The organism is Serratia sp. CY43202 (assembly GCF_052168755.1).
Classification (GTDB): Bacteria; Pseudomonadota; Gammaproteobacteria; order Enterobacterales; family Enterobacteriaceae; genus Serratia; species Serratia bockelmannii.
Genome location: NZ_JBJNMB010000002.1, coordinates 920401 through 937779, shown reverse-complemented (window position 1 = coordinate 937779; position 17379 = coordinate 920401). Strand labels below are relative to the sequence as shown.

The window sequence follows — 17379 nt, the reverse complement described above, 5'->3', positions numbered from 1 at the left end:
ATGCTATACCCTCGAATCGTGACACATGGTTAACATTCGATTTACTTTTCGAGGTCCCTTATGCATCAAGACATTCGCAAGACCCTGGTCTCTACCGAAACGATCTACACCGACGGCGGCAAATCGGCGGGCAAACCGCTGGTGATGATCGCCGCTGCGGCGGTCATCAAAAACCCCTGGGCCAGACAAGGCTTTGTCGAGGATCTGGCGCCAAAGATTCGAGAAATGGCGCCGGTGCTGGGTGAGCTGCTGACCGGTTTGATCCTCAAGGAGGCCGGTTCCGGCGAGCGGGTGGAAGCCTTCGGCAAAAGCGCGGTGGTGGGGCTGGGCGGCGAGTTGGAACACGCCTCGGCGCTGATCCACACGCTGCATTTTGGCAACCACTACCGCTCGGCGGTCAACGGCAAAAGCTATCTGGCGTTCAACAATACCCGTGGGCCGGCCAACGCGCCGATTCTGATCCCGATGATGGGGAAAAACGACGAAGGCAGCCGTGAGCACTACCTGACATTCCAGTTCAACATCAACGACGCGCCTTTCGACGACGAAATCGTCATTGCACTGGGCGCGGCGCTGGGGGGGCGGCCGCATCACCGTATCGGCAACCGTTATTTGGATCTGAAAGAGTTGGGCCATGATCAGAACAATCCGGCAGCTGTCTGAGCCCGCTCTGCGGGTGGGGTATCTGGAGGCCGGGCGTGGTGAGCCGCTGGTGTTGATCCACGGCGTAGGCATGAATGCGGAGGTCTGGTATCCCCAGCTCGATGCGCTCAGCGCGCGCTTTCGGGTTATCGCCGTCGATATGCCGGGCCACGGCGAAAGCGAAGGCTTCTCCCACGCCGCGACGCTGGAGGATTACGTGCGCTGGATGGCGGCTTTCTTAAACACCCTGGATGCGCCGAGCGTTGCGGTGGCGGGGCACTCGATGGGAGCCTTGATCACGGCCGGTTTGGCGATCGATTATCCGGAGCGGGTTAATCGTGCCGTGGTGATGAGCGGCGTGTTCCAGCGTACGGCCCAAGCCAGCGCCGCGGTCGCGCAACGCGCCAGCGCGTTGGCCAACGGCCAGACACAGCTCGACTCGCCGCTGAGCCGGTGGTTCGGCGCCGATCCTGTCGAACAGCATCTGCGCCGGCAGGTGGGCGGCTGGTTGCAACAGGTGGACGTTGCGGGCTATGCCCGCGCGTATCAGGCATTTGCAACCGGCGATCGGGTGTATGCCCAGCGTTGGCACCTTATCCGCTGCCCGGTATTGGTGCTGACCGGCGAGCACGACGCCAACTCCAGCCCTGAGATGGCGCGGCAAATGGCGCAGGCCGCCCCAAACGGGCGCGCAGTGATCATTGAGAACGCCAAACACATGGTCAGCCTGACCGATGCGCAACGCGTCAACGCGCTGATGCTCGATTTTCTGACCGCAGAGCAACCTTTGACTTTAGGAGCGGCTAATGGACGCGGATAAACGCAGGCAGTTGCGCGACGCTTTCGGCGCCTTTATGACCGGCGTCACCATTGTGACTTCGGTGGACAAACAAGGGCGGCCGATTGGCTTCACCGCCAATTCGTTTTCGTCGGTCTCGCTGGATCCGGCGCTGCTGTTGGTGAGCATCGATAAGCGTTCGGCGAACTTGGAGCACTTTACCCAGTGCAGCCATTTCGCCATCAATATTCTGGCGGAACGGCAAAAAGAGGCTTCAACCATTTTTGCGCAAAAGAACGAAGACCGCTTTGCGCTGATCGATTGGCGCTGGAGCGCGTCACGGGTGCCGCTTATCGATAACAGTTCGGCGTGGTTCGACTGCGCGCTGCATCAGGTGGTGGACGCCGGCGACCATGCCATTCTGATCGGCAAAGTAGAGGGGTTCGAGTCCAACGCGACCGCCGGTCTGGGGTATTACCGCGGTGCATACTTCACGCCTTATCAAAACGCGCAGTCGCTGATTGGCGGGCCGCAGGTGGTGGTGAGCGCGCTGATCGAGTTTGAGGGGCACGCCGTGATGGTGCGGCAAAACGACGGCGGCTATCAGCTGCCGTCCAGCCCGGTGGAGAAACGCAGCGTCAGCGAAACGTTGGGGGATTTACTGCAGCAGTTGGGCATCAATGCCCATCCGGGTTTCGTCTATTCCGTCTACGACGACCGGCAGAAGAACCAGCAACACATCGTTTTTCTGTGCGCGCTGCCGACCGACGCCGGCAGCCTGACGCCGCAGCTGAGCACGGCGGAATGGTTCGACATGCCGACGCTGGCACGGTTGCCGATCAAGGATCCGGCGCTGCGGTCGATGATGGGCCGGTTCGTCAAAGAAAACGCCGTGGGGAATTACGGTATCTATTATGGCGATGAGCACAGCGGTGCCATCAAGCAATTCGCCGGTTGAAGCTAAGCGGGAGAGTGTGATGAAACTGTCTTTATTCGTGCATATGGAACGAACGTTACCCGAAGAATCCCAGGAAAAGCTATACCAGGAGATGATCGAACTGTGTGAAATCGCCGATCGTGGTGGCATGCACGCCATCTGGACCGGTGAGCACCACGGCATGAATTTCACCATTGCGCCGAATCCGTTCATCAATCTGGCGGATATCGCCCGGCGCACGTCCAGGGTGCGGCTCGGCACCGGCACCATCATTGCGCCATTCAATCACCCGATCCGTCTGGCGGGCGAGGCGGCGATGACCGATATCATCACCGGCGGCAGGCTGGAGCTGGGCATTGCGCGCGGCGCCTATTCCTATGAATACGAACGGCTGATGCCCGGTTTAACCGCCTGGGATGCCGGGCAGCGCATGCGCGAGCTGATCCCGGCGGTGAAAAAACTGTGGCAGGGCGACTATGCCCATCAGGGGGAATACTGGTCGTTCCCGGCGACCACCTCTTCGCCGCTGCCGAAACAGCAGCCGCATCCGCCGATTTGGGTAGCGGCGCGCGATCCCAACAGTCACGAATTTGCGGTGCAAAACGGCTGCAACGTTCAGGTTACGCCGCTGCATCAGGGGGAAGAGGAGATCGTAAGGCTGGTAACCTGTTTCAACGAGGCTCGCGCGCGTTTCGCCGCCGAGCAGCCGCTGAAGATCATGCTGTTGCAGCATGGCTACGTGGCGGAAGACGAGGCGGACGCCCGTCTGGCGGCGGAAGAACTCAACCGTTTCTACCACTACTTCGGCGCCTGGTTCAAGAATCAACGTCCGGTTCAAAAAGGGTTGATTCAGCCGCTCAGCGACGAGGAGATTGCTGCCAATACCTATTACTCCGCCGACATGATGCGTAGCAACCTAGCTATCGGCACCGCCAATGAGGTCATTACGCGACTGAAAAAATATGAGGCGCTGGGTTATGACGAGTTTGCGTTGTGGATTGACAGCGGCATGAGCTTTGCGCGTAAAAAGGCCTCTCTGGAGCGGTTCATTCGCTGCGTGATGCCGGAATTTCACTGACGGAGGCGCTAATGGAGTCGTTCGAACTTTACATTGATGGCCGATTTGATGGCGGATCGGCGACCTTCGCCTCGCTCAATCCGGCGACCGGTGAACCCTGGGCGCAGGTGGCGGAAGCGCGCACCCAGGATGTGGATCGCGCCGTTGCGGCGGCGCACCGGGCATTTCAGGGGGCCGAATGGCGCGACATGACCGCCGGCGCGCGCGGCAAGCTGTTATTGCGGCTGGCCGACTTGCTTGAGCAGCACGCCCCCGAGCTGGCGCGGCTGGAGACGCTGGATACCGGCAAGATCATCCGGGAAACCCGGGCGCAGATCGCCTATGTGGCGGAGTACTACCGGTACTACGCCGGCCTGGCCGACAAGATGGAAGGCAGCGTGCTGGCGATCGACAAACCCGACATGGAAACCTGGGTTCGACGCGAACCTATTGGGGTGGTGGCGGCGATCGTGCCCTGGAACAGCCAGCTGTTTCTCGCGGCGGTGAAAATCGGCCCGGCGATCGCCGCCGGCTGCACGCTGGTGGTCAAGGCGGCGGAAACTGCGCCTGTGCCACTGCTGGCGTTCGCCAAACTGATAGACGAGGCCGGCTTTCCACGCGGCGTGTGCAATGTGATCACCGGATTTGCCGCCGACTGCGGCGCGGTGCTGACGGCGCATCCGCAGGTAGACCACATCGCTTTTACCGGCGGCGCGGAAACCGCGAAGCACATCGTTCGCGGCAGTGCGGAAAATCTCGCCAGCACCTCGCTGGAGCTGGGCGGGAAATCGCCGTTTATCGTCTTCGACGACGCGGATCTGACCAGCGCGGCGAATGCGCAGGTGGCGGCCATTTTCGCTGCGTCGGGCCAGAGCTGCGTGGCCGGTTCGCGGCTGCTGGTGGCGGAAAGCATCAAAGACGCGTTTTTGGCCCGGCTGACGGAGAAGATACGCAGCATTCGCATCGGGCCGCCGGATCGCCCAGACACTCAGTTCGGGCCGCTTTGCACCCGGCAGCAGCAAGAGCGGATCGCCGCCATCGTCAGCCGCTCGCTGGAGCAGGGGGCGAAACTGGTGATTGGCCATGCGGCGATCGCTTCACCAGGCTTTTACTACCCGCCGACGATCGTCGATTGCAGTGCGCAACCCGACGCCGAGTGCGTGAAGCAAGAGCTGTTCGGCCCGGTGCTGTCGGTGTTGACCTTCAGGGACGAAGCGGAAGCCATTCAGCTCGCCAATGATTCTGCCTATGGCCTGGCGGCCGGTATTTTCACGCAGAATCTGACGCGCGCGCACCGGGTGACCCGTCGCCTGCGGGTGGGCGTGGTGTGGCTCAATACCTATCGAGCGGTATCGCCGCTGGCGCCGTTCGGCGGTTACGGCAAGTCGGGGTTTGGCCGCGAGGGCGGGATTGACGCCGCGCTGGAATACACCACCAGCAAGACGGTATGGCTGCGCACCAGTGACGATCCGATAGACGATCCCTTCGTCATGCGCTGAGCCAGCGCAATCAGGCGCGATCTCGGATCGCGCCGGCAACCCAGTTTTCATCGCGTTGAAACCGGCGACCGCAATGTCGCCGGGGCAAACGCACGCTTTTTTCGACGTATTGGCACCCTACACGCTGTAAAAAATAATAATCCAGGTTAACCGGGGGATATATGAATTCTCAGCCAGAGCAGACCGCGTTTATTGAAGACAAGTCGATCGATTTTGTTCCCGCCGGGGAGCGTCATGGCCATGCCCGCAGCCTGTTCACCCTGTGGTTTTGCACCAACATTGCGCCGCTGGCGGTCGTGACCGGGGCCATCTCCACACAGACGTTTCATCTCGATATTCTCTCGGCGCTGAGCGCGATTATCGCCGGCCACCTGTTCGGCGGCATTTTTCTGGCGCTGACCTCGGCCCAGGGGCCGCAGGTCGGGATACCGCAAATGGTGCAGAGTCGGGCGCAGTTCGGCCGCTATGGGTCGCTGTTGGTGATCGTGTTCGCCACGGTGATCTATCTGGGATTCTTCATTTCTAATATCACGCTCTCGGGCAAGGTCATCCATAACGTCATCCCGTCATTGAACATGGGCGCGGCGACGGTGATTGGCGCGGTGCTGGCGACGCTGATCGGGGTGGTGGGCTACCGTTTCATCCATAAGATCAACAAAATCGGCGCCTGGGTGATGGGCAGCGCGTTGATCCTCGGGCTGGTATTGATGTTTTCTCAACCGCTGCTGGCGGATTTTTGGCTGCGGGGATCGTTCAGCATTGCCGGTTGGTTCGCCACGTTCTGCATCGGCGCCGTCTGGCAAATCAGCTTCTCGCCCTACACGTCAGACTATTCGCGCTACCTGCCGGCGGAAGTCGGCATTGCCAAACCGTTCCTGTATACCTACTTCGGCGCCTGCAGCGGCACCATTTTGGCCTTTGTGTTCGGCATGGTGGCGGTCAATCTGGTCGCCGGCAGCGATGATGTCATGGAGGCGGTGCGTCAGGCGACGGGAGGGTTGGGGCCGGTGCTGATGGTGCTGTTTCTGATCAACATCATCTGCCATAACTCGATGAATTTGTACGGTGCGGTGCTCTCGTTGATTACCGCCGTACAAACCTTCTTGCCGCAGTGGATGCCGAATGCGCGTATACGTACGCTGTTCTCGACATTGATTCTGCTGGGATCGGTATGGGTGGCGTTGGTCGCCTCGGCCAACTTTGTACATCTGTTCCTGAACCTGATCTTTGCCTTGATCTCGGTGCTGATCCCGTGGTGCATGATCAACCTGATCGATTTTTACCTGCTTAACCGCCAACGCTATGACATTTCGGCCATTTTCAGCGCCGACGGCGGGCGCTATGGCCTGCTTAACACCCGCGCGCTCGGCGTTTATTTCGGCGGTATTGCGGTGCAGGTGCCTTTTGTTGAGAACGCGTTCTTCTCCGGCCCTTACGCCAATCTGATCCCGGGCGCAGACATTTCCTGGGTGATCAGCATGGTGCTGACCGGTATCGCATACCCATTGTGTTGTTCACGACGGGCTAACTGGGCAGTGCAGCTTTAAATGTCATCGCCCTGGAAAAGCCGCTGCTGCCAGTGCAACAGTTGGGTCAGCGTGACTGGCGCCGCGTCAGCCATGGCCACGCGATCTTCCAAGGCAATTTCTCGGGCGCGCTGCAACGATTCGATGCTGAGGCGCTGCAAGTTTTGTTGCGTCGCCTGTTGTATTTGCGCCAGTTCACCCGCGCTAACATGCGGCAACTCATGACGCATCTGCAATAAGAATTCGTCGGTTAACTGCCTCAGCTGTTCAACGGTGAACGTCGGGGATTGCAGCGCGAACAGCAGGCCTTCGGCATCGGCGCAGCGGTGGAAGGCGCATTGCACCACGTAACCCACGTTGCGTTCCACGCGCAGCCGCTGAAAATAGCGCGGCGCGTAAAGCTGGGCCAGCACGCGCAGCGCCCAACGGCCTTCGGCTTCATCGTTTTGCAGCGGGTAAAACTGCAGTAAGGCACTTTCGGCGCCGCTTTCCGTCAGCGTGATGGGGCAATGATGTTGATGTGTCGGCAGCGGCGGCTCCGCGGCCACGAAATAGGGGAAGTCGTACAGCAGGTGCGACAGCTGCCGTTTTAACTCGCCATCGCCGCCGATCAAGGTGGCATGCCATTGTGCTGCTTCGGTTGGCGCACTGAGCGCCGCCGGCAATTGAGCTAACAGGCGGCGAATGGCGATATCGCTTTGTTCTTTCAGCTGCGTATGGCGCAGGTTTCTCGCCGCTTCGCTGAGAACGGTCGGCGGCAACACCGCCAGCGCTCGGTTCACCTCACTCAGCCCGTGGCAGATCAGCGAGTGGCTGCCCGCCAGTTGCAGCAGCCACACGCCCTGATGGCGCTCGAAGCTCAAATGTCCCTCCCGATGCGCCAGTTCTGCCGCCCCGGTGCGCAGCGCCGCCTGTAAGCCGTAGGCCTGTCCATCGCTGAAGCGGCTCGACGGCGCCGGCCGCAGCAGTAGCACAGGCTGCGCTTCGCCGGGGAGCAGATGCCGCAGCGGCGCCAGGCCGGAAGGCAAGGTCGGACTAAGCAGCGCCGCCGAGGTGGCGAAAAAGCGGAAAGGTTCCGCGGCAGACGTCAGCGCGGCGCCGGCGAAGGGGCCAAGCGCCAGCGGCAGCCCTTGAATTTCACGGGTTTCGCCGTGGCCATCAGGCCGCACGGCCAGGCGACGGCGCGGCGCGCTAATCAGCGCCGCAATATGCCGCGGCCAATCGTCGTTCGGCTCCACCGGCGGTAGCCCAAGCGCTCTGGCCCGCAGCTGATCGAGCGGCGCCAAACGGTGGAAATCGCGATTTGCCAGCCGCTCGTAATGCGCAAGCTGAGCCGGTGTCAGCACCCGCAGCGCCTGTAGCCACGCCAGCAGGGCGCTTTCGATGTGGGCAGCTTCAGCGGCTGAACCGTGATTAACGGTAAAGATAAAACTCAGCAGGGCGTTGTTCTCACTGCAGCGCGAATAATCCAGCCGAACGGCGTCACACCACGCCTGAGCGCGCAGCCGCGCCAGCAGCCCGCCGGGGGCTTCGTCCAACAGCAGGCGCTCCAGCCGCCGCAGCCAACCGCGTGAATGGGAACGCGACAGGGCAAACACCAGCCTCAGCTGCGGCGTGCCGGGAAGAGACAGGGTGTAATCTTTCGCGGCGGTTAGCGGCGGTGAGGCTTCGTGCGGTATGGCGCTGCCCGATGGCAAGCGGCTGCCGTAGCGCTGTGCCAGCGCATGCAGCTGCGCCAGCGATTGCGGGCCTTGCAGCCACAGCGTCATGTTTGGCGCGCGAAAATAGCACTGGTGAAACTGCCGCAGCGCCAGCTGCAACGCGGAAATATCGCTGCCGAAGGCGGCGCGGCTGCCGATATGAAAGCGATGCATTGCACCAGGGCCGCCGAACATCTGCCGCTGCGCCGCTTCGCAGCGGGTTTCTACCTCGGCGCGCAGCAGGCGGTATTCGGCGTCGATGACCTCGATCTCCTGCTCAATCGCCTCGGTCGCCAGCTGTGGGGCGGCGAGCATATCGCTTAGCCGCGCCAACCCCTGCGCCAAATGTTCGGTGCCCACCTCGAAGAAAAACGCGGTTTGCGTAGCCTGGGTGGTGGCGTTCAGTCGGCCAGTGACCGACGGTACCCAGCTCATCAGGCCCTCTTGCGCGCTGAAGTTCGCGCTGCCGCGAAACAACATATGCTCCAGCAGGTGCGCCAGGCCCGGCCAGGCGACGGGCGCCTGAAAACTGCCCGCCTCAATGCGCACCAGCGCGGCGGCGCAACCGACAGCAGGGTCGCTTATCGCCTTGACGGCCAAACCGTTCTCGAGCTGCCAAGAGGCGCCGGCGAGTGCCATCGTCAACCCTTGAAGATCAGACGGGAGTTGGTCTGATTGCGAAAACGCAGCTGATCGATACCGATCTGCGAACGGTTCGCCGCTTCCCGCGCCGCCAGAATGGTGCCGTGGTGCGGCGATTTGCCGCACACCGGGTCGGCGTTGTCGGCGTTGCCGGTTAGCATGAACGCCTGACAGCGGCAGCCGCCGTAGTCTTGCTCTTTCTCCGAGCAGGAACGGCAGGGCTCCGGCATCCAGTCATAGCCGCGATAGCGGTTAAAACCGAACGAGTGGTACCAGATATGCTGCAGATCGTGCTCCAGCACCGACGGGAAGGCGATCGGTAACTGACGGGCGCTGTGACAGGGTAACGCCATGCCTTCCGGCGTCACGCTCATGAAGATGGCGCCCCAGCCACCCATGCAGCCTTTGGGGCGCTCCTCGTAGTAGTCCGGCGTGACGAACAGCAGGTTGGCCAGCTTGCCGTCGGCGGCCATGCGTTCGCGGTAGCGTTTCACCACGGTTTCCGCATCGGCGATCTGTTCGCGGGTCGGCAGCAGGCCCTCGCGATTGAGGTGCGCCCAGCCGTAGAACTGGCAGGTCGCCAGCTCGACGTCGTCGGCGTCCAGCTGGATCGCCAGTTCGATAATGCGGTCGATCTGGCCGATATTATGGCGATGCAGCACGAAGTTGAGCACCATCGGATAGCCGAGCGCCTTGACCGCCTTGGCCATGGCCAACTTCTGCTGAAATGCTTTGGCGGAGCCCGCCAGCGCGGCGTTCAACGTTTCATCGCTGGCCTGAAAACTGATCTGAATGTGATCCAGCCCGGCGTCGGCGAAGGTCTGCAGCTTTTTCTCGGTCAGGCCGATGCCGGAGGTGATCAGGTTGGTGTAAAACCTGAGATCGCGGGCGGCGGCGATCAGCTCGGGCAGGTCTTTACGCACCAGCGGCTCGCCGCCGGAGAAGCCGAGCTGCACGCTGCCCATCGCCCGCGCTTGGCGAAACACCTCGATCCACTGCGCGGTGGTCAGCTCTTTTTCCTGCGCGGCAAAATCGAGCGGGTTAGAGCAATAGGGGCACTGCAGCGGGCAACGGTAGGTCAGCTCCGCCAGCAGCCAGAGCGGCGGATTCACCGCCGGCGCACGTGGTTCAGTCACGGAAGGTCACCCATTTTTGTTCGTAGGCGCGCTGGAAAAATTCCAGCACGTCGTCCGCCAACCCTTCGGCGCCGGGGAAGCGGGCGTTCAACTGGGCGATGATGCCGTTCAGCGTAGTGTGGCCGTCGACCAGTTGCAAAATGGCGGCGGCGCTGTCGTTCAGCTTGGCCATGCCTTCCGGGTAGAGGATCACATGGCTGTTTTGCACCTGCTCCCATTGCAGGCGGTAACCGCGGCGGAAGACGGGGGTGTGTTCAGGGTTCAGCGTCATTACACCAGCCTCTGGTTGTGCCATACCCGCGCGGCGGTCACGCTGTGGTAAGGTGGGCGGTTCAGGGTGTAGGCCATGCTCATGGCGTCCAGCATGCTCCACAGAATGTCCAGCTTGAACTGCAGGATCTCCAGCATGCGCTGCTGCTTTTCAACGGTGTCGCAATAGTCCAGCGCCAGCGCCAGGCCGTGTTCCACATCGCGGTTGGCCTGGCCGAGGCGGCTGCGGAAATAATCGTAACCGGCGGCGTCGATCCACGGGTAGTGCTGCGGCCAGCTGTCGAGGCGCGATTGGTGGATTTGCGGCGCGAACAGTTCGGTCAGTGAGCTGCAGGCTGCTTCCTGCCAGCAGGCGCGGCGCGCGAAGTTGACGTAGGCGTCCACCGCGAAGCGCACGCCCGGCAGTACCCGCTCTTCAGAGAGCAAAGTGTCGCGCTGCAGCCCAACGGCTTCGCCCAGGCGCAGCCAGGCCTCGATGCCGCCTTCGTTGCCGCCGTAGCCGTCGTGATCCAGGATGCGCTGTACCCATTTGCGGCGTGTTTCCGGCTGTGGGCAGTTGGCCATGATCGCTGCATCCTTAATCGGAATGCTGGTCTGGTAGTAGAACCGGTTGGCCACCCAGCCCTGGATCTGCTCGCGGGTCGCTTCGCCGTTGTGCATCGCGATGTGGTACGGGTGGTGGATATGGTAATAAGCGCCTTTGGCGCGCAGCGCCGCTTCAAACGCCTGTGGGTCAAGGGGGAGTGGTTGCGTCATGGCGGTCCCTACAGTTCGATATTCATGCCGTCCCAGCTCACTTCAATGCCGGCGGCGGTCAGGCTTTGCCGCTCTGCCGAGTTTTCATTGAGGATAGGGTTGGTATTGTTAATGTGGATCAGGATTTTGCGCCTGGCGGGCAAGGTGGCGAGCAGGGCCGCCAGCCCATGTTCTTCCGCCAGCGCCAGATGCCCCATGTCCTTGCCGGTATTGCGGCCCACGCCGGCGTTGGCCAGCTCGTTGTCGCGCCACAGCGTGCCGTCGATCAGCAGGCAGTCCGCGCGGTGCAGCCACGGCATCAGCGCCTCGTCCGGCTCACCCAGGCCCGGTGCGTACAGCAGCCCGACCCCGCGTGCGGTATCTTCGATAAACAGCGCCACGTTGTGGCCCGGCAGCGGGCGATCGCGATACGGCGAATAAGGCGGCGCGTTGCTGAGCAGCGGAATGGCGGTAAAGCGCACGGTCGGGCAGACCGCCGTGTGGAACGGCTCGCCGGGCGTCACCGGATGGTGAATCAGCCCGCCGTTCCAGTGGGAGAGCATGGGAAACACCGGGAAGCCGGTGCTGAGATCGTCATGTACTTCAGGCGTGCACCAGACGTGATGCGGACAGCCCTCACGCAAATTGAGTAAGCCCGCGCTGTGATCGATCTGGCTGTCGGTCAGCACGATCGCGCCAATGCCGGTGCCGCGCAGCACGTCGGGGTTATTCAATGCGGGCGAGGCCAACAGCTGATGGCAAATGTCCGGAGAAACGTTGCACAGTACCCAGTTTTTTCCGTCGTCGCTGACGGCGATGGAGGACTGCGTGCGGCGCGTGGCGCTGATGCTGTGGTCGCGAACGCCCCGACAGTTGTCGCAGTTGCAATTCCACTGGGGAAAGCCGCCGCCCGCCGCCGAGCCGAGAACTTTTATCTGCATGTCTAAACCAGAAAAGAGAGAAAGAAATGCCCGCGCGAAAGGCGGGCAGACGGGCGATTAACGGTTGGAAATGTACAGCGTCACTTCCAGCCCCAGACGCAGGTCAACAAACTCAGGTTTAGTCCAGGTAGTCATAGCGGTGCTCCTTAGCATGCATCGTAATATGTCGAACCCAATGAGAAACGTTCGCATTCGGCCGGCCCAATGTTGGCGAAATGTGACAAAGATCGCAACCTTTAAAGCGTAACCGGGTTATTCACCCCAGGTGGCGGCGAGCACGTTCAGCCAGTTGCGCCAGGTCAGCTTCTCCAGCAGCCGGTTATCGAACCCGGCCTGCGCCAGCGCTTGCGTCAGGCGCGGCAGGCCTGCTGCGTCATCCAACGATTGCGGTACGTTGACCCCGTCAAAATCAGAGCCAAATCCCACGCGATCTTCACCAAGTTTAGCGATCAAATACTCAACGTGTTTAACAATTTCTGTTAAGCCGGTCGTTGCACTGTCACGTTTACCGTCCGCCCGCAGGAAGGCGGTGCCGAAATTGACGCCGACCATCCCGCCGCTCTGGGCGATGGCGTCCAGCTGCGCGTCGGTCAGGTTGCGTGGCTGCGGGCAGAGGGCATGGGCATTGGAGTGGGTAGCGACCAGCGGTGCGGTGCTCAACGCGGCGGTTTGCCAGAAGGCTTTCTCGTTCATGTGCGAGACGTCTATCATGATGCGGCGCTGATTGCAGGCACGGATCAGCGCCTCGCCGGCCGGCGTCAGGCCGGGGCCGGTATCGGGTGAGCCGGGGAACGACCCGCTGACGCCGGTACCAAAGGCGTTTGGCAGATTCCAGAATGGCCCGATGCTGCGCACGCCCAGCCGGTAGAAGGCCTCCAACTGCGTCAGTTCTGCATCGATCATGCCGGCGCCTTCGATATGCAGCACCGCGGCGATTTGCCGGTTGAGGCGGCACTGTTCTATTTCGGTGGCGGTGCGACAGATGCGCAGCTGCCCCTGAGAAGCCTGCTCCAGCTGCTGCAGGATGGCGATCTGCCGTTCGGCGATCGCCAGCGGATCGAAGGCGGCCTGCGCCTCGTCCTGCGTTTGATTACGCATCTGGGCGATATAGCTGACCGGAGGAATAAATACCGCGAACAGCCCGCCGAAAAATCCGCCGCGCCGCATGCGGGAGAAATCGAGGTGGCCCGGCGTGACGCGGGAATAAAAGGCGGCGACCGGATCGTCGTCATGCTGCAGCCACAGATTGAGCAGCAGGTCGTTATGGCCGTCGAAGACCGGCCAGAGAGGGGGAAGCGTCATGGGCGTTTCACTGAGTCAGGCATCGTGAACGCTATGTTCTCCCATCGAGCGAGGGGGAACAACCCTCGCTCGATGGGGATTTTAAAGCCGAATCGACAGCTCGACGTCATCTGCGAACGGCGTGGAGAGATAGCCTGCCGCCGGGGCACGCACCCGCGCCAGGTAATCCGGGCTGTCATCGGCGTTGTCGGCGACGATCAGCGCGCCGGGCCGCAGACGGCTCTCAAGCAAGTCGAGAATATCAGGGTAAAGTCCCTTGGCGCCGTCGAGCAGCAGCAGATCAACCGTGGCCGGCAGATCGTCGCGCAGCGTTTCCAGGGCGTCGCCCACCCGGATCTCCACCAGGTCGATGACGCCGCCTTCGGTCAGGTTGTTGCGCGCCTGCGCCGCTTTGCCCGGTTCAAACTCGCAGGTGATCAACCGGCCTCCGCCGTTATCGCGCAGCGCGGCGGCTAAGTGCAGGGTAGAAATGCCGAACGACGTACCGAATTCGACAATGTTTTGCGCCCGGCAACCGCGCGCCAGCATATACAGCAATGCGCCGGTTTCCGGCGACACGGCCAGCGGGAAATCCTTCAGGCGGTGGTAGAGTTCGCGGTACTCGGTTTTGCTCTGCATCAGCCTGCTTTGCTCTGCGTCCGGCACGTCGCGGAACAGGGCGGCAAGCGCCGGCGCGTGGCGGGATGCCTGCTGGAACAGGCGGCTTAGCAGCGGCGCTAAGGGGGCAGTGGTCAGGGTACTCATGGCTAATTTCCTGTCGTAAATGGAGCGCGTTAGCGCATGCCGTTATAATATGACGAACTATTCGCATTCCTCTATTCGCATTGGCCGTCCGCTATGACTGAACGCCGCAGTAAGCAAATTTCCTCGAGAAAACAACCACAACAGGCGCGATCTGCCGAACTGGTGTCCGCTATTCTGACCGCCGCTATTCAGGTTTTGGCGCAGGAGGGGGCGGCGCGTTTCACCACCGCCAGGGTGGCCGAGCGTGCCGGCGTCAGCGTCGGGTCGCTTTATCAGTATTTCCCCAATAAGGCGGCGATCCTGTTTCGTTTGCAGAGCGACGAATGGCGGCAGACCACGGATATGCTGAGCCGTATTTTGGCCGATCGCGAGAAAACGCCGTTCGCGCGCTTGCGGTTGTTGGTGCAGGCGTTTATCCGTTCGGAATGTGAAGAGGCGCAGATGCGCGTAGCGTTGAATGATGCGGCGCCGCTTTACCGCGATGCGCCGGAGGCACAGGCGGTAAAGGCAGCCGGCAAGGATATCGTGCAGGTTTTCATGTGCGAAGCGTTGCCTGGTGTTCCGCAGGTCACTCGCCGGTTGGCGGGCGATCTGATCGTCGGCACGTTGGGGGCGGCGGGCAAGCAATTCTCCGAAACGCCGCGAACCGATACCGAGATCGCGGCTTATGCCGATGCGATGGCGGACATGTTTTGCGCTTATCTGGCCGATTTAAACCGGCATCAGAGGCCGTAAACGCTTTTTAGGTGACATTGTCATTCACCGAGGGCTGCGCCTCCCGATGACAAACCGACAACACCAACTGCCGCAGCCAGCGGTGATCCGCCTCGGCGTCCAGGCGCGGGTGCCACATTTGCGAGACGGTAATGGCCGGCGTTTTCACCGGCAGCTCGAAGACGCGCAGCGGGCCATCGGCAGGTTGAGCCTGCAGGAAAGAGGTGGGCAGCAACGCCAACAGGTTTGAGGCTTGCGCCACCGCCAGCGCGGCGGGAAAGCTTGGCACCACGGCGGCGATATGGCGTGCCAGCCCCAGCTCCGCCAGCGCAGCGTCTACCGGCCCGAGAATGCGCCCGCTGCGCGAGGCCACCACGTGGCCGCAGGCGGCGTAGTCGGCGACGCCAATCTCTGGCTGTTGCGCCAGCGGATGTGCGGTTCTCATCACGCCAACGAAGCGATCGCGGAACAGCGCCTGCAGGCGGATTTCCGGGCCCATGTCACCCAACACGCCGATCTCCAGATCGACCAGACCTTCACGCAGGGGGCGGTCGCTTTTCTCCGGCTTGGGCGCAAAGCGCAACCGCACCCGCGGCGCCTGTTCGGCGGCGGCGGCGATCAGCGCCGGGCCGAAGGCCTCGACGAAGCCGTCATTGGCGCGCAGCGTGAAGGTACGATCCAGCGCGGCGGGATCCAATGCTCCCTGCGCCGGACGCAACACAGCGCGGGCTTCGAACGTCGCGTGCCGCGCCCGCTCGCGCAGCGTTTCGGCATAGGGCGTCAGCACCATATGACGGCCGGCGCGCACCAACAGAGGATCACCGGTGGCCGTGCGCAGCCGGCTGAGGGTGCGGCTCATCGCCGAGGCGCTTAAACCGAGACGCCGCGCCGCGCCGGCAACGCTGCCCGCCGTCAGCAGCGCGTCGAGTGCGATCAGCAGGTTGAAATCAGGGTCGGTCATGCGTGCGCATCCTGTCGTGCTGAATAGGGGGGAAGGCGTTCGATGCAGTTTGTGCGTGCGAATGCTGCATCAGTCGCCATGCATTATGCCTGAGCCTGTTTTCGCTGTGCCATGACTTACCGCTAAAAAACCGGAGGGGGACTGGCCCGTTTGCCGTCTGAACATGGCGATAAACGCGGACGGATCGTTATATCCCAGGGTAGAGGCGACATATTTGACGGCTTTCCCTTCCTGTAACAGCGTCATCGCCATGAGGGTTTTGCTTCTCAGCTTCAATTCATTGAAAGAGATGCCGGTAGCGGCGAGAAATCGCCGCGACAGCGTACGCTCACTCAAGCCCAGCATGCCCGACCATTGTGTCAGGGTGTTGAGATCGTGCGGCGCGGCGCTCATTTTTTCGGTCATGATCTTGACAACGTCATCGCTGCCGAGCGGCAGGTAGCTGTCAAAACGCTCCGACAGCGCCAGCTGCTCAAGCAACGCGGTAACCAGCGTCTGGTCCTGAGGCGTGTGCGGATAGCCAATAAGCCTTTCTGAAAAATCGGCCAGCACCGCTTTGACGATCTTATTCAGCCGCAGGGTTTGCGGTTTGCTCGGTAAGGGTTGGCATAGCGGGGGACTGACATGAAGAATGACATAGTCAATTGCACTCTTTGCAACGGATTCATGTTCAGTATTAACGGGGAGCCAAATAGCATATTCCGGTGTGGATAAATAAATATTGTTCTCAATATTTATTTCCGCCAACCCTTTCATGGAATACATCAGTTTTCCCCAAGGCAACGCTTGCAAAGGGAATTGCGTTCCTGCCGGCCAGGATTTATTTCTGAACCAAATCGATATTGGGGCTTCCCCGGTCAATTCTGACGGCTTCATGACGCCTTCCTGTCCGCTTATGGCTGCGCCTTCCTATTATAACAATAAGTTGTCTGATAATCGGCATTTCTATTCTATGGGGAAAGCTTACTCTGGGCAGGTCATTCCCCTGGGTAAAGGTAACCCTATGTACGGCAAAATCATTGATCTTTCGGTGCCGCTGATGAGCGGGATCGCCTCCGATCCGGAAAGTTTTCTGCCGGAAATCGAGTATGTTGATAACCAGCGCGGAGCGTTGCAGCTGGCGGAATCATTCCCCGGTCTGGATCCCCGGGAGTTGCCGCGTCAGGAGGGCTGGGCGGTGGAGTTTGTCCGCATGAGCACCCATGCGGGGACGCATATGGACGCCCCTTATCACTACCATTCGCATATGGATGACGGCTCGGCGTCAAAGACCATTGATGAAATACCGCTGGAATGGTGTATCGGCCCTGGCGTCAAATTGGATTTTCGGCATTTTCCCGACGGTTATGTGGCCACTGCGCATGATATTGAGCGTGAATTAGCGAGGATCGGCCATCCTATCGCCGCCGGCGATATTGTCTTGGTCAACACGGCGGCCGGCGGGCGTTACGGCAGCGAAGATTTTATTCATCGCGGTTGCGGCATGGGCCGTGAAGCGACGCTGTATCTTACTGAACGCGGCGTCAGGGTGGTGGGCACCGATGCCTGGAGCTGGGACGCGCCATTCAGCCATACGCGCACCAAATTTGAACAAAGCGGCGATATTTCGTTTATTTGGGAAGGGCACTATGCCGGCAGTCAATATCCTTATTGCCAGATTGAAAAACTGTGCAATCTTGAATTGCTGCCGCCCTGTGGATTTAACGTGATCAGTCTGCCGGTGAAGGTTTATAAGGCATCCGCCGGCTGGGCTCGGCCGGTTGCAATTATCGAAGCTCAAGCGGGAGAATAAGCG

Annotated in this window: 18 protein-coding genes; 8 read left to right on the top strand and 10 right to left on the bottom strand. The window is 61.1% G+C overall.

Going from position 1 to position 17379, the window contains the following annotated elements:
* Positions 1–60: 60 nt before the first annotated feature.
* The 6 genes from ACJ8J5_RS06165 (at position 61) to ACJ8J5_RS06140 (ending at position 6460) form a co-directional block, all read left to right on the top strand.
* Complete coding sequence (locus ACJ8J5_RS06165) at positions 61–663, top strand: amino acid synthesis family protein (RefSeq protein ID WP_043137410.1); 603 nt, start codon at positions 61–63, stop codon at positions 661–663.
* Positions 635–1462 (top strand): alpha/beta fold hydrolase, encoded by an 828-nt coding sequence (locus tag ACJ8J5_RS06160; RefSeq protein WP_043137407.1) that lies wholly within the window; start codon positions 635–637, stop codon positions 1460–1462. Before ACJ8J5_RS06165 ends, ACJ8J5_RS06160 begins: the two co-directional genes overlap by 29 nt.
* A complete protein-coding gene (locus ACJ8J5_RS06155) occupies positions 1449–2378 on the top strand; it encodes a flavin reductase family protein (protein WP_164067083.1) in 930 nt (309 codons plus the stop codon). Before ACJ8J5_RS06160 ends, ACJ8J5_RS06155 begins: the two co-directional genes overlap by 14 nt.
* Positions 2379–2397: 19 nt before the next feature.
* Entirely contained in the window at positions 2398–3435 is a 1038-nt protein-coding gene (locus ACJ8J5_RS06150; RefSeq protein WP_043137401.1) for an LLM class flavin-dependent oxidoreductase, read from the top strand.
* 11 nt (positions 3436–3446) lie between these two features.
* Positions 3447–4913, top strand: a complete 1467-nt coding sequence (locus ACJ8J5_RS06145) for an aldehyde dehydrogenase (protein ID WP_043137398.1) — start codon at positions 3447–3449, stop codon at positions 4911–4913.
* Positions 4914–5074: 161 nt separating this feature from the next.
* The gene (locus ACJ8J5_RS06140; protein WP_414104504.1) at positions 5075–6460 is read left to right on the top strand and encodes a purine-cytosine permease family protein; all 1386 of its coding nucleotides are present in this window, start codon (positions 5075–5077) and stop codon (positions 6458–6460) included.
* Here the strand turns inward: ACJ8J5_RS06140 and pqqF are convergent.
* The 8 genes from pqqF to ACJ8J5_RS06100 form a co-directional block, all read right to left on the bottom strand.
* On the bottom strand, positions 6457–8778 hold the full coding sequence (pqqF, locus tag ACJ8J5_RS06135; protein WP_414104503.1) for a pyrroloquinoline quinone biosynthesis protein PqqF: 2322 nt from the start codon (positions 8776–8778) through the stop codon (positions 6457–6459). The two genes, ACJ8J5_RS06140 and pqqF, sit on opposite strands and share 4 nt — an antisense overlap.
* 2 nt (positions 8779–8780) lie before the next feature.
* Complete coding sequence (gene pqqE, locus ACJ8J5_RS06130) at positions 8781–9917, bottom strand: pyrroloquinoline quinone biosynthesis protein PqqE (RefSeq protein WP_414104502.1); 1137 nt, start codon at positions 9915–9917, stop codon at positions 8781–8783.
* Positions 9910–10188 carry a pyrroloquinoline quinone biosynthesis peptide chaperone PqqD gene (gene pqqD / locus ACJ8J5_RS06125; RefSeq protein WP_016927749.1) on the bottom strand — a complete coding sequence of 93 codons (279 nt, stop codon included), beginning with the start codon at positions 10186–10188 and terminating at the stop codon, positions 9910–9912. The genes pqqE and pqqD overlap by 8 nt, the downstream gene beginning before the upstream one ends.
* On the bottom strand, positions 10188–10943 hold the full coding sequence (gene pqqC / locus ACJ8J5_RS06120; RefSeq protein ID WP_060447180.1) for a pyrroloquinoline-quinone synthase PqqC: 756 nt from the start codon (positions 10941–10943) through the stop codon (positions 10188–10190). The genes pqqD and pqqC overlap by 1 nt, the downstream gene beginning before the upstream one ends.
* A gap of 8 nt (positions 10944–10951) precedes the next feature.
* Positions 10952–11863, bottom strand: coding sequence for a pyrroloquinoline quinone biosynthesis protein PqqB (pqqB, locus tag ACJ8J5_RS06115; protein WP_414104501.1), 912 nt, complete (start codon positions 11861–11863; stop codon positions 10952–10954).
* 57 nt (positions 11864–11920) lie between these two features.
* Positions 11921–11998, bottom strand: coding sequence for a pyrroloquinoline quinone precursor peptide PqqA (gene pqqA / locus ACJ8J5_RS06110; protein ID WP_004937827.1), 78 nt, complete (start codon positions 11996–11998; stop codon positions 11921–11923).
* A 117-nt stretch (positions 11999–12115) separates the two neighbouring features.
* Entirely contained in the window at positions 12116–13165 is a 1050-nt protein-coding gene (locus ACJ8J5_RS06105; protein ID WP_197769626.1) for a dipeptidase, read from the bottom strand.
* An 81-nt stretch (positions 13166–13246) separates the two neighbouring features.
* A complete protein-coding gene (locus ACJ8J5_RS06100) occupies positions 13247–13909 on the bottom strand; it encodes an O-methyltransferase (RefSeq protein ID WP_197834925.1) in 663 nt (220 codons plus the stop codon).
* Positions 13910–14002: 93 nt separating this feature from the next.
* Between ACJ8J5_RS06100 and ACJ8J5_RS06095 the strand changes: the two genes are divergently transcribed.
* On the top strand, positions 14003–14644 hold the full coding sequence (locus ACJ8J5_RS06095; protein WP_089180899.1) for a TetR family transcriptional regulator: 642 nt from the start codon (positions 14003–14005) through the stop codon (positions 14642–14644).
* A gap of 7 nt (positions 14645–14651) precedes the next feature.
* Here ACJ8J5_RS06095 and ACJ8J5_RS06090 read toward each other — a convergent pair whose 3' ends face one another.
* Both ACJ8J5_RS06090 and ACJ8J5_RS06085 read right to left on the bottom strand, forming a co-directional pair.
* Entirely contained in the window at positions 14652–15584 is a 933-nt protein-coding gene (locus tag ACJ8J5_RS06090) for a LysR family transcriptional regulator (protein WP_342095705.1), read from the bottom strand.
* A gap of 69 nt (positions 15585–15653) precedes the next feature.
* Positions 15654–16460, bottom strand: coding sequence for a helix-turn-helix domain-containing protein (locus ACJ8J5_RS06085; protein ID WP_414104500.1), 807 nt, complete (start codon positions 16458–16460; stop codon positions 15654–15656).
* Positions 16461–16587: 127 nt separating this feature from the next.
* Here ACJ8J5_RS06085 and ACJ8J5_RS06080 point away from each other — a divergent pair, with 127 nt between their 5' ends.
* Positions 16588–17376, top strand: coding sequence for a cyclase family protein (locus ACJ8J5_RS06080; RefSeq protein ID WP_261424451.1), 789 nt, complete (start codon positions 16588–16590; stop codon positions 17374–17376).
* Positions 17377–17379: the final 3 nt, after the last annotated feature.

What these genes read in the sequence shown, in the direction of transcription:
- ACJ8J5_RS06150 (WP_043137401.1), top strand. Translation starts at nt 2,398, where the DNA reads ATGAAACTGTCTTTATTCGTGCATATGGAACGAACGTTACCCGAAGAA.
- ACJ8J5_RS06105 (WP_197769626.1), bottom strand. Translation starts at nt 13,165, where the DNA reads ATGACGCTTCCCCCTCTCTGGCCGGTCTTCGACGGCCATAACGACCTG.
- pqqB (WP_414104501.1), bottom strand. Translation starts at nt 11,863, where the DNA reads ATGCAGATAAAAGTTCTCGGCTCGGCGGCGGGCGGCGGCTTTCCCCAG.
- pqqA (WP_004937827.1), bottom strand. Translation starts at nt 11,998, where the DNA reads ATGACTACCTGGACTAAACCTGAGTTTGTTGACCTGCGTCTGGGGCTG.
- ACJ8J5_RS06085 (WP_414104500.1), bottom strand. Translation starts at nt 16,460, where the DNA reads ATGAAGCCGTCAGAATTGACCGGGGAAGCCCCAATATCGATTTGGTTC.
- ACJ8J5_RS06155 (WP_164067083.1), top strand. Translation starts at nt 1,449, where the DNA reads ATGGACGCGGATAAACGCAGGCAGTTGCGCGACGCTTTCGGCGCCTTT.
- ACJ8J5_RS06090 (WP_342095705.1), bottom strand. Translation starts at nt 15,584, where the DNA reads ATGACCGACCCTGATTTCAACCTGCTGATCGCACTCGACGCGCTGCTG.
- ACJ8J5_RS06160 (WP_043137407.1), top strand. Translation starts at nt 635, where the DNA reads ATGATCAGAACAATCCGGCAGCTGTCTGAGCCCGCTCTGCGGGTGGGG.
- ACJ8J5_RS06140 (WP_414104504.1), top strand. Translation starts at nt 5,075, where the DNA reads ATGAATTCTCAGCCAGAGCAGACCGCGTTTATTGAAGACAAGTCGATC.
- ACJ8J5_RS06100 (WP_197834925.1), bottom strand. Translation starts at nt 13,909, where the DNA reads ATGAGTACCCTGACCACTGCCCCCTTAGCGCCGCTGCTAAGCCGCCTG.
- ACJ8J5_RS06145 (WP_043137398.1), top strand. Translation starts at nt 3,447, where the DNA reads ATGGAGTCGTTCGAACTTTACATTGATGGCCGATTTGATGGCGGATCG.
- pqqD (WP_016927749.1), bottom strand. Translation starts at nt 10,188, where the DNA reads ATGACGCTGAACCCTGAACACACCCCCGTCTTCCGCCGCGGTTACCGC.
- pqqC (WP_060447180.1), bottom strand. Translation starts at nt 10,943, where the DNA reads ATGACGCAACCACTCCCCCTTGACCCACAGGCGTTTGAAGCGGCGCTG.
- ACJ8J5_RS06095 (WP_089180899.1), top strand. Translation starts at nt 14,003, where the DNA reads ATGACTGAACGCCGCAGTAAGCAAATTTCCTCGAGAAAACAACCACAA.
- pqqF (WP_414104503.1), bottom strand. Translation starts at nt 8,778, where the DNA reads ATGGCACTCGCCGGCGCCTCTTGGCAGCTCGAGAACGGTTTGGCCGTC.
- ACJ8J5_RS06165 (WP_043137410.1), top strand. Translation starts at nt 61, where the DNA reads ATGCATCAAGACATTCGCAAGACCCTGGTCTCTACCGAAACGATCTAC.
- ACJ8J5_RS06080 (WP_261424451.1), top strand. Translation starts at nt 16,588, where the DNA reads ATGTACGGCAAAATCATTGATCTTTCGGTGCCGCTGATGAGCGGGATC.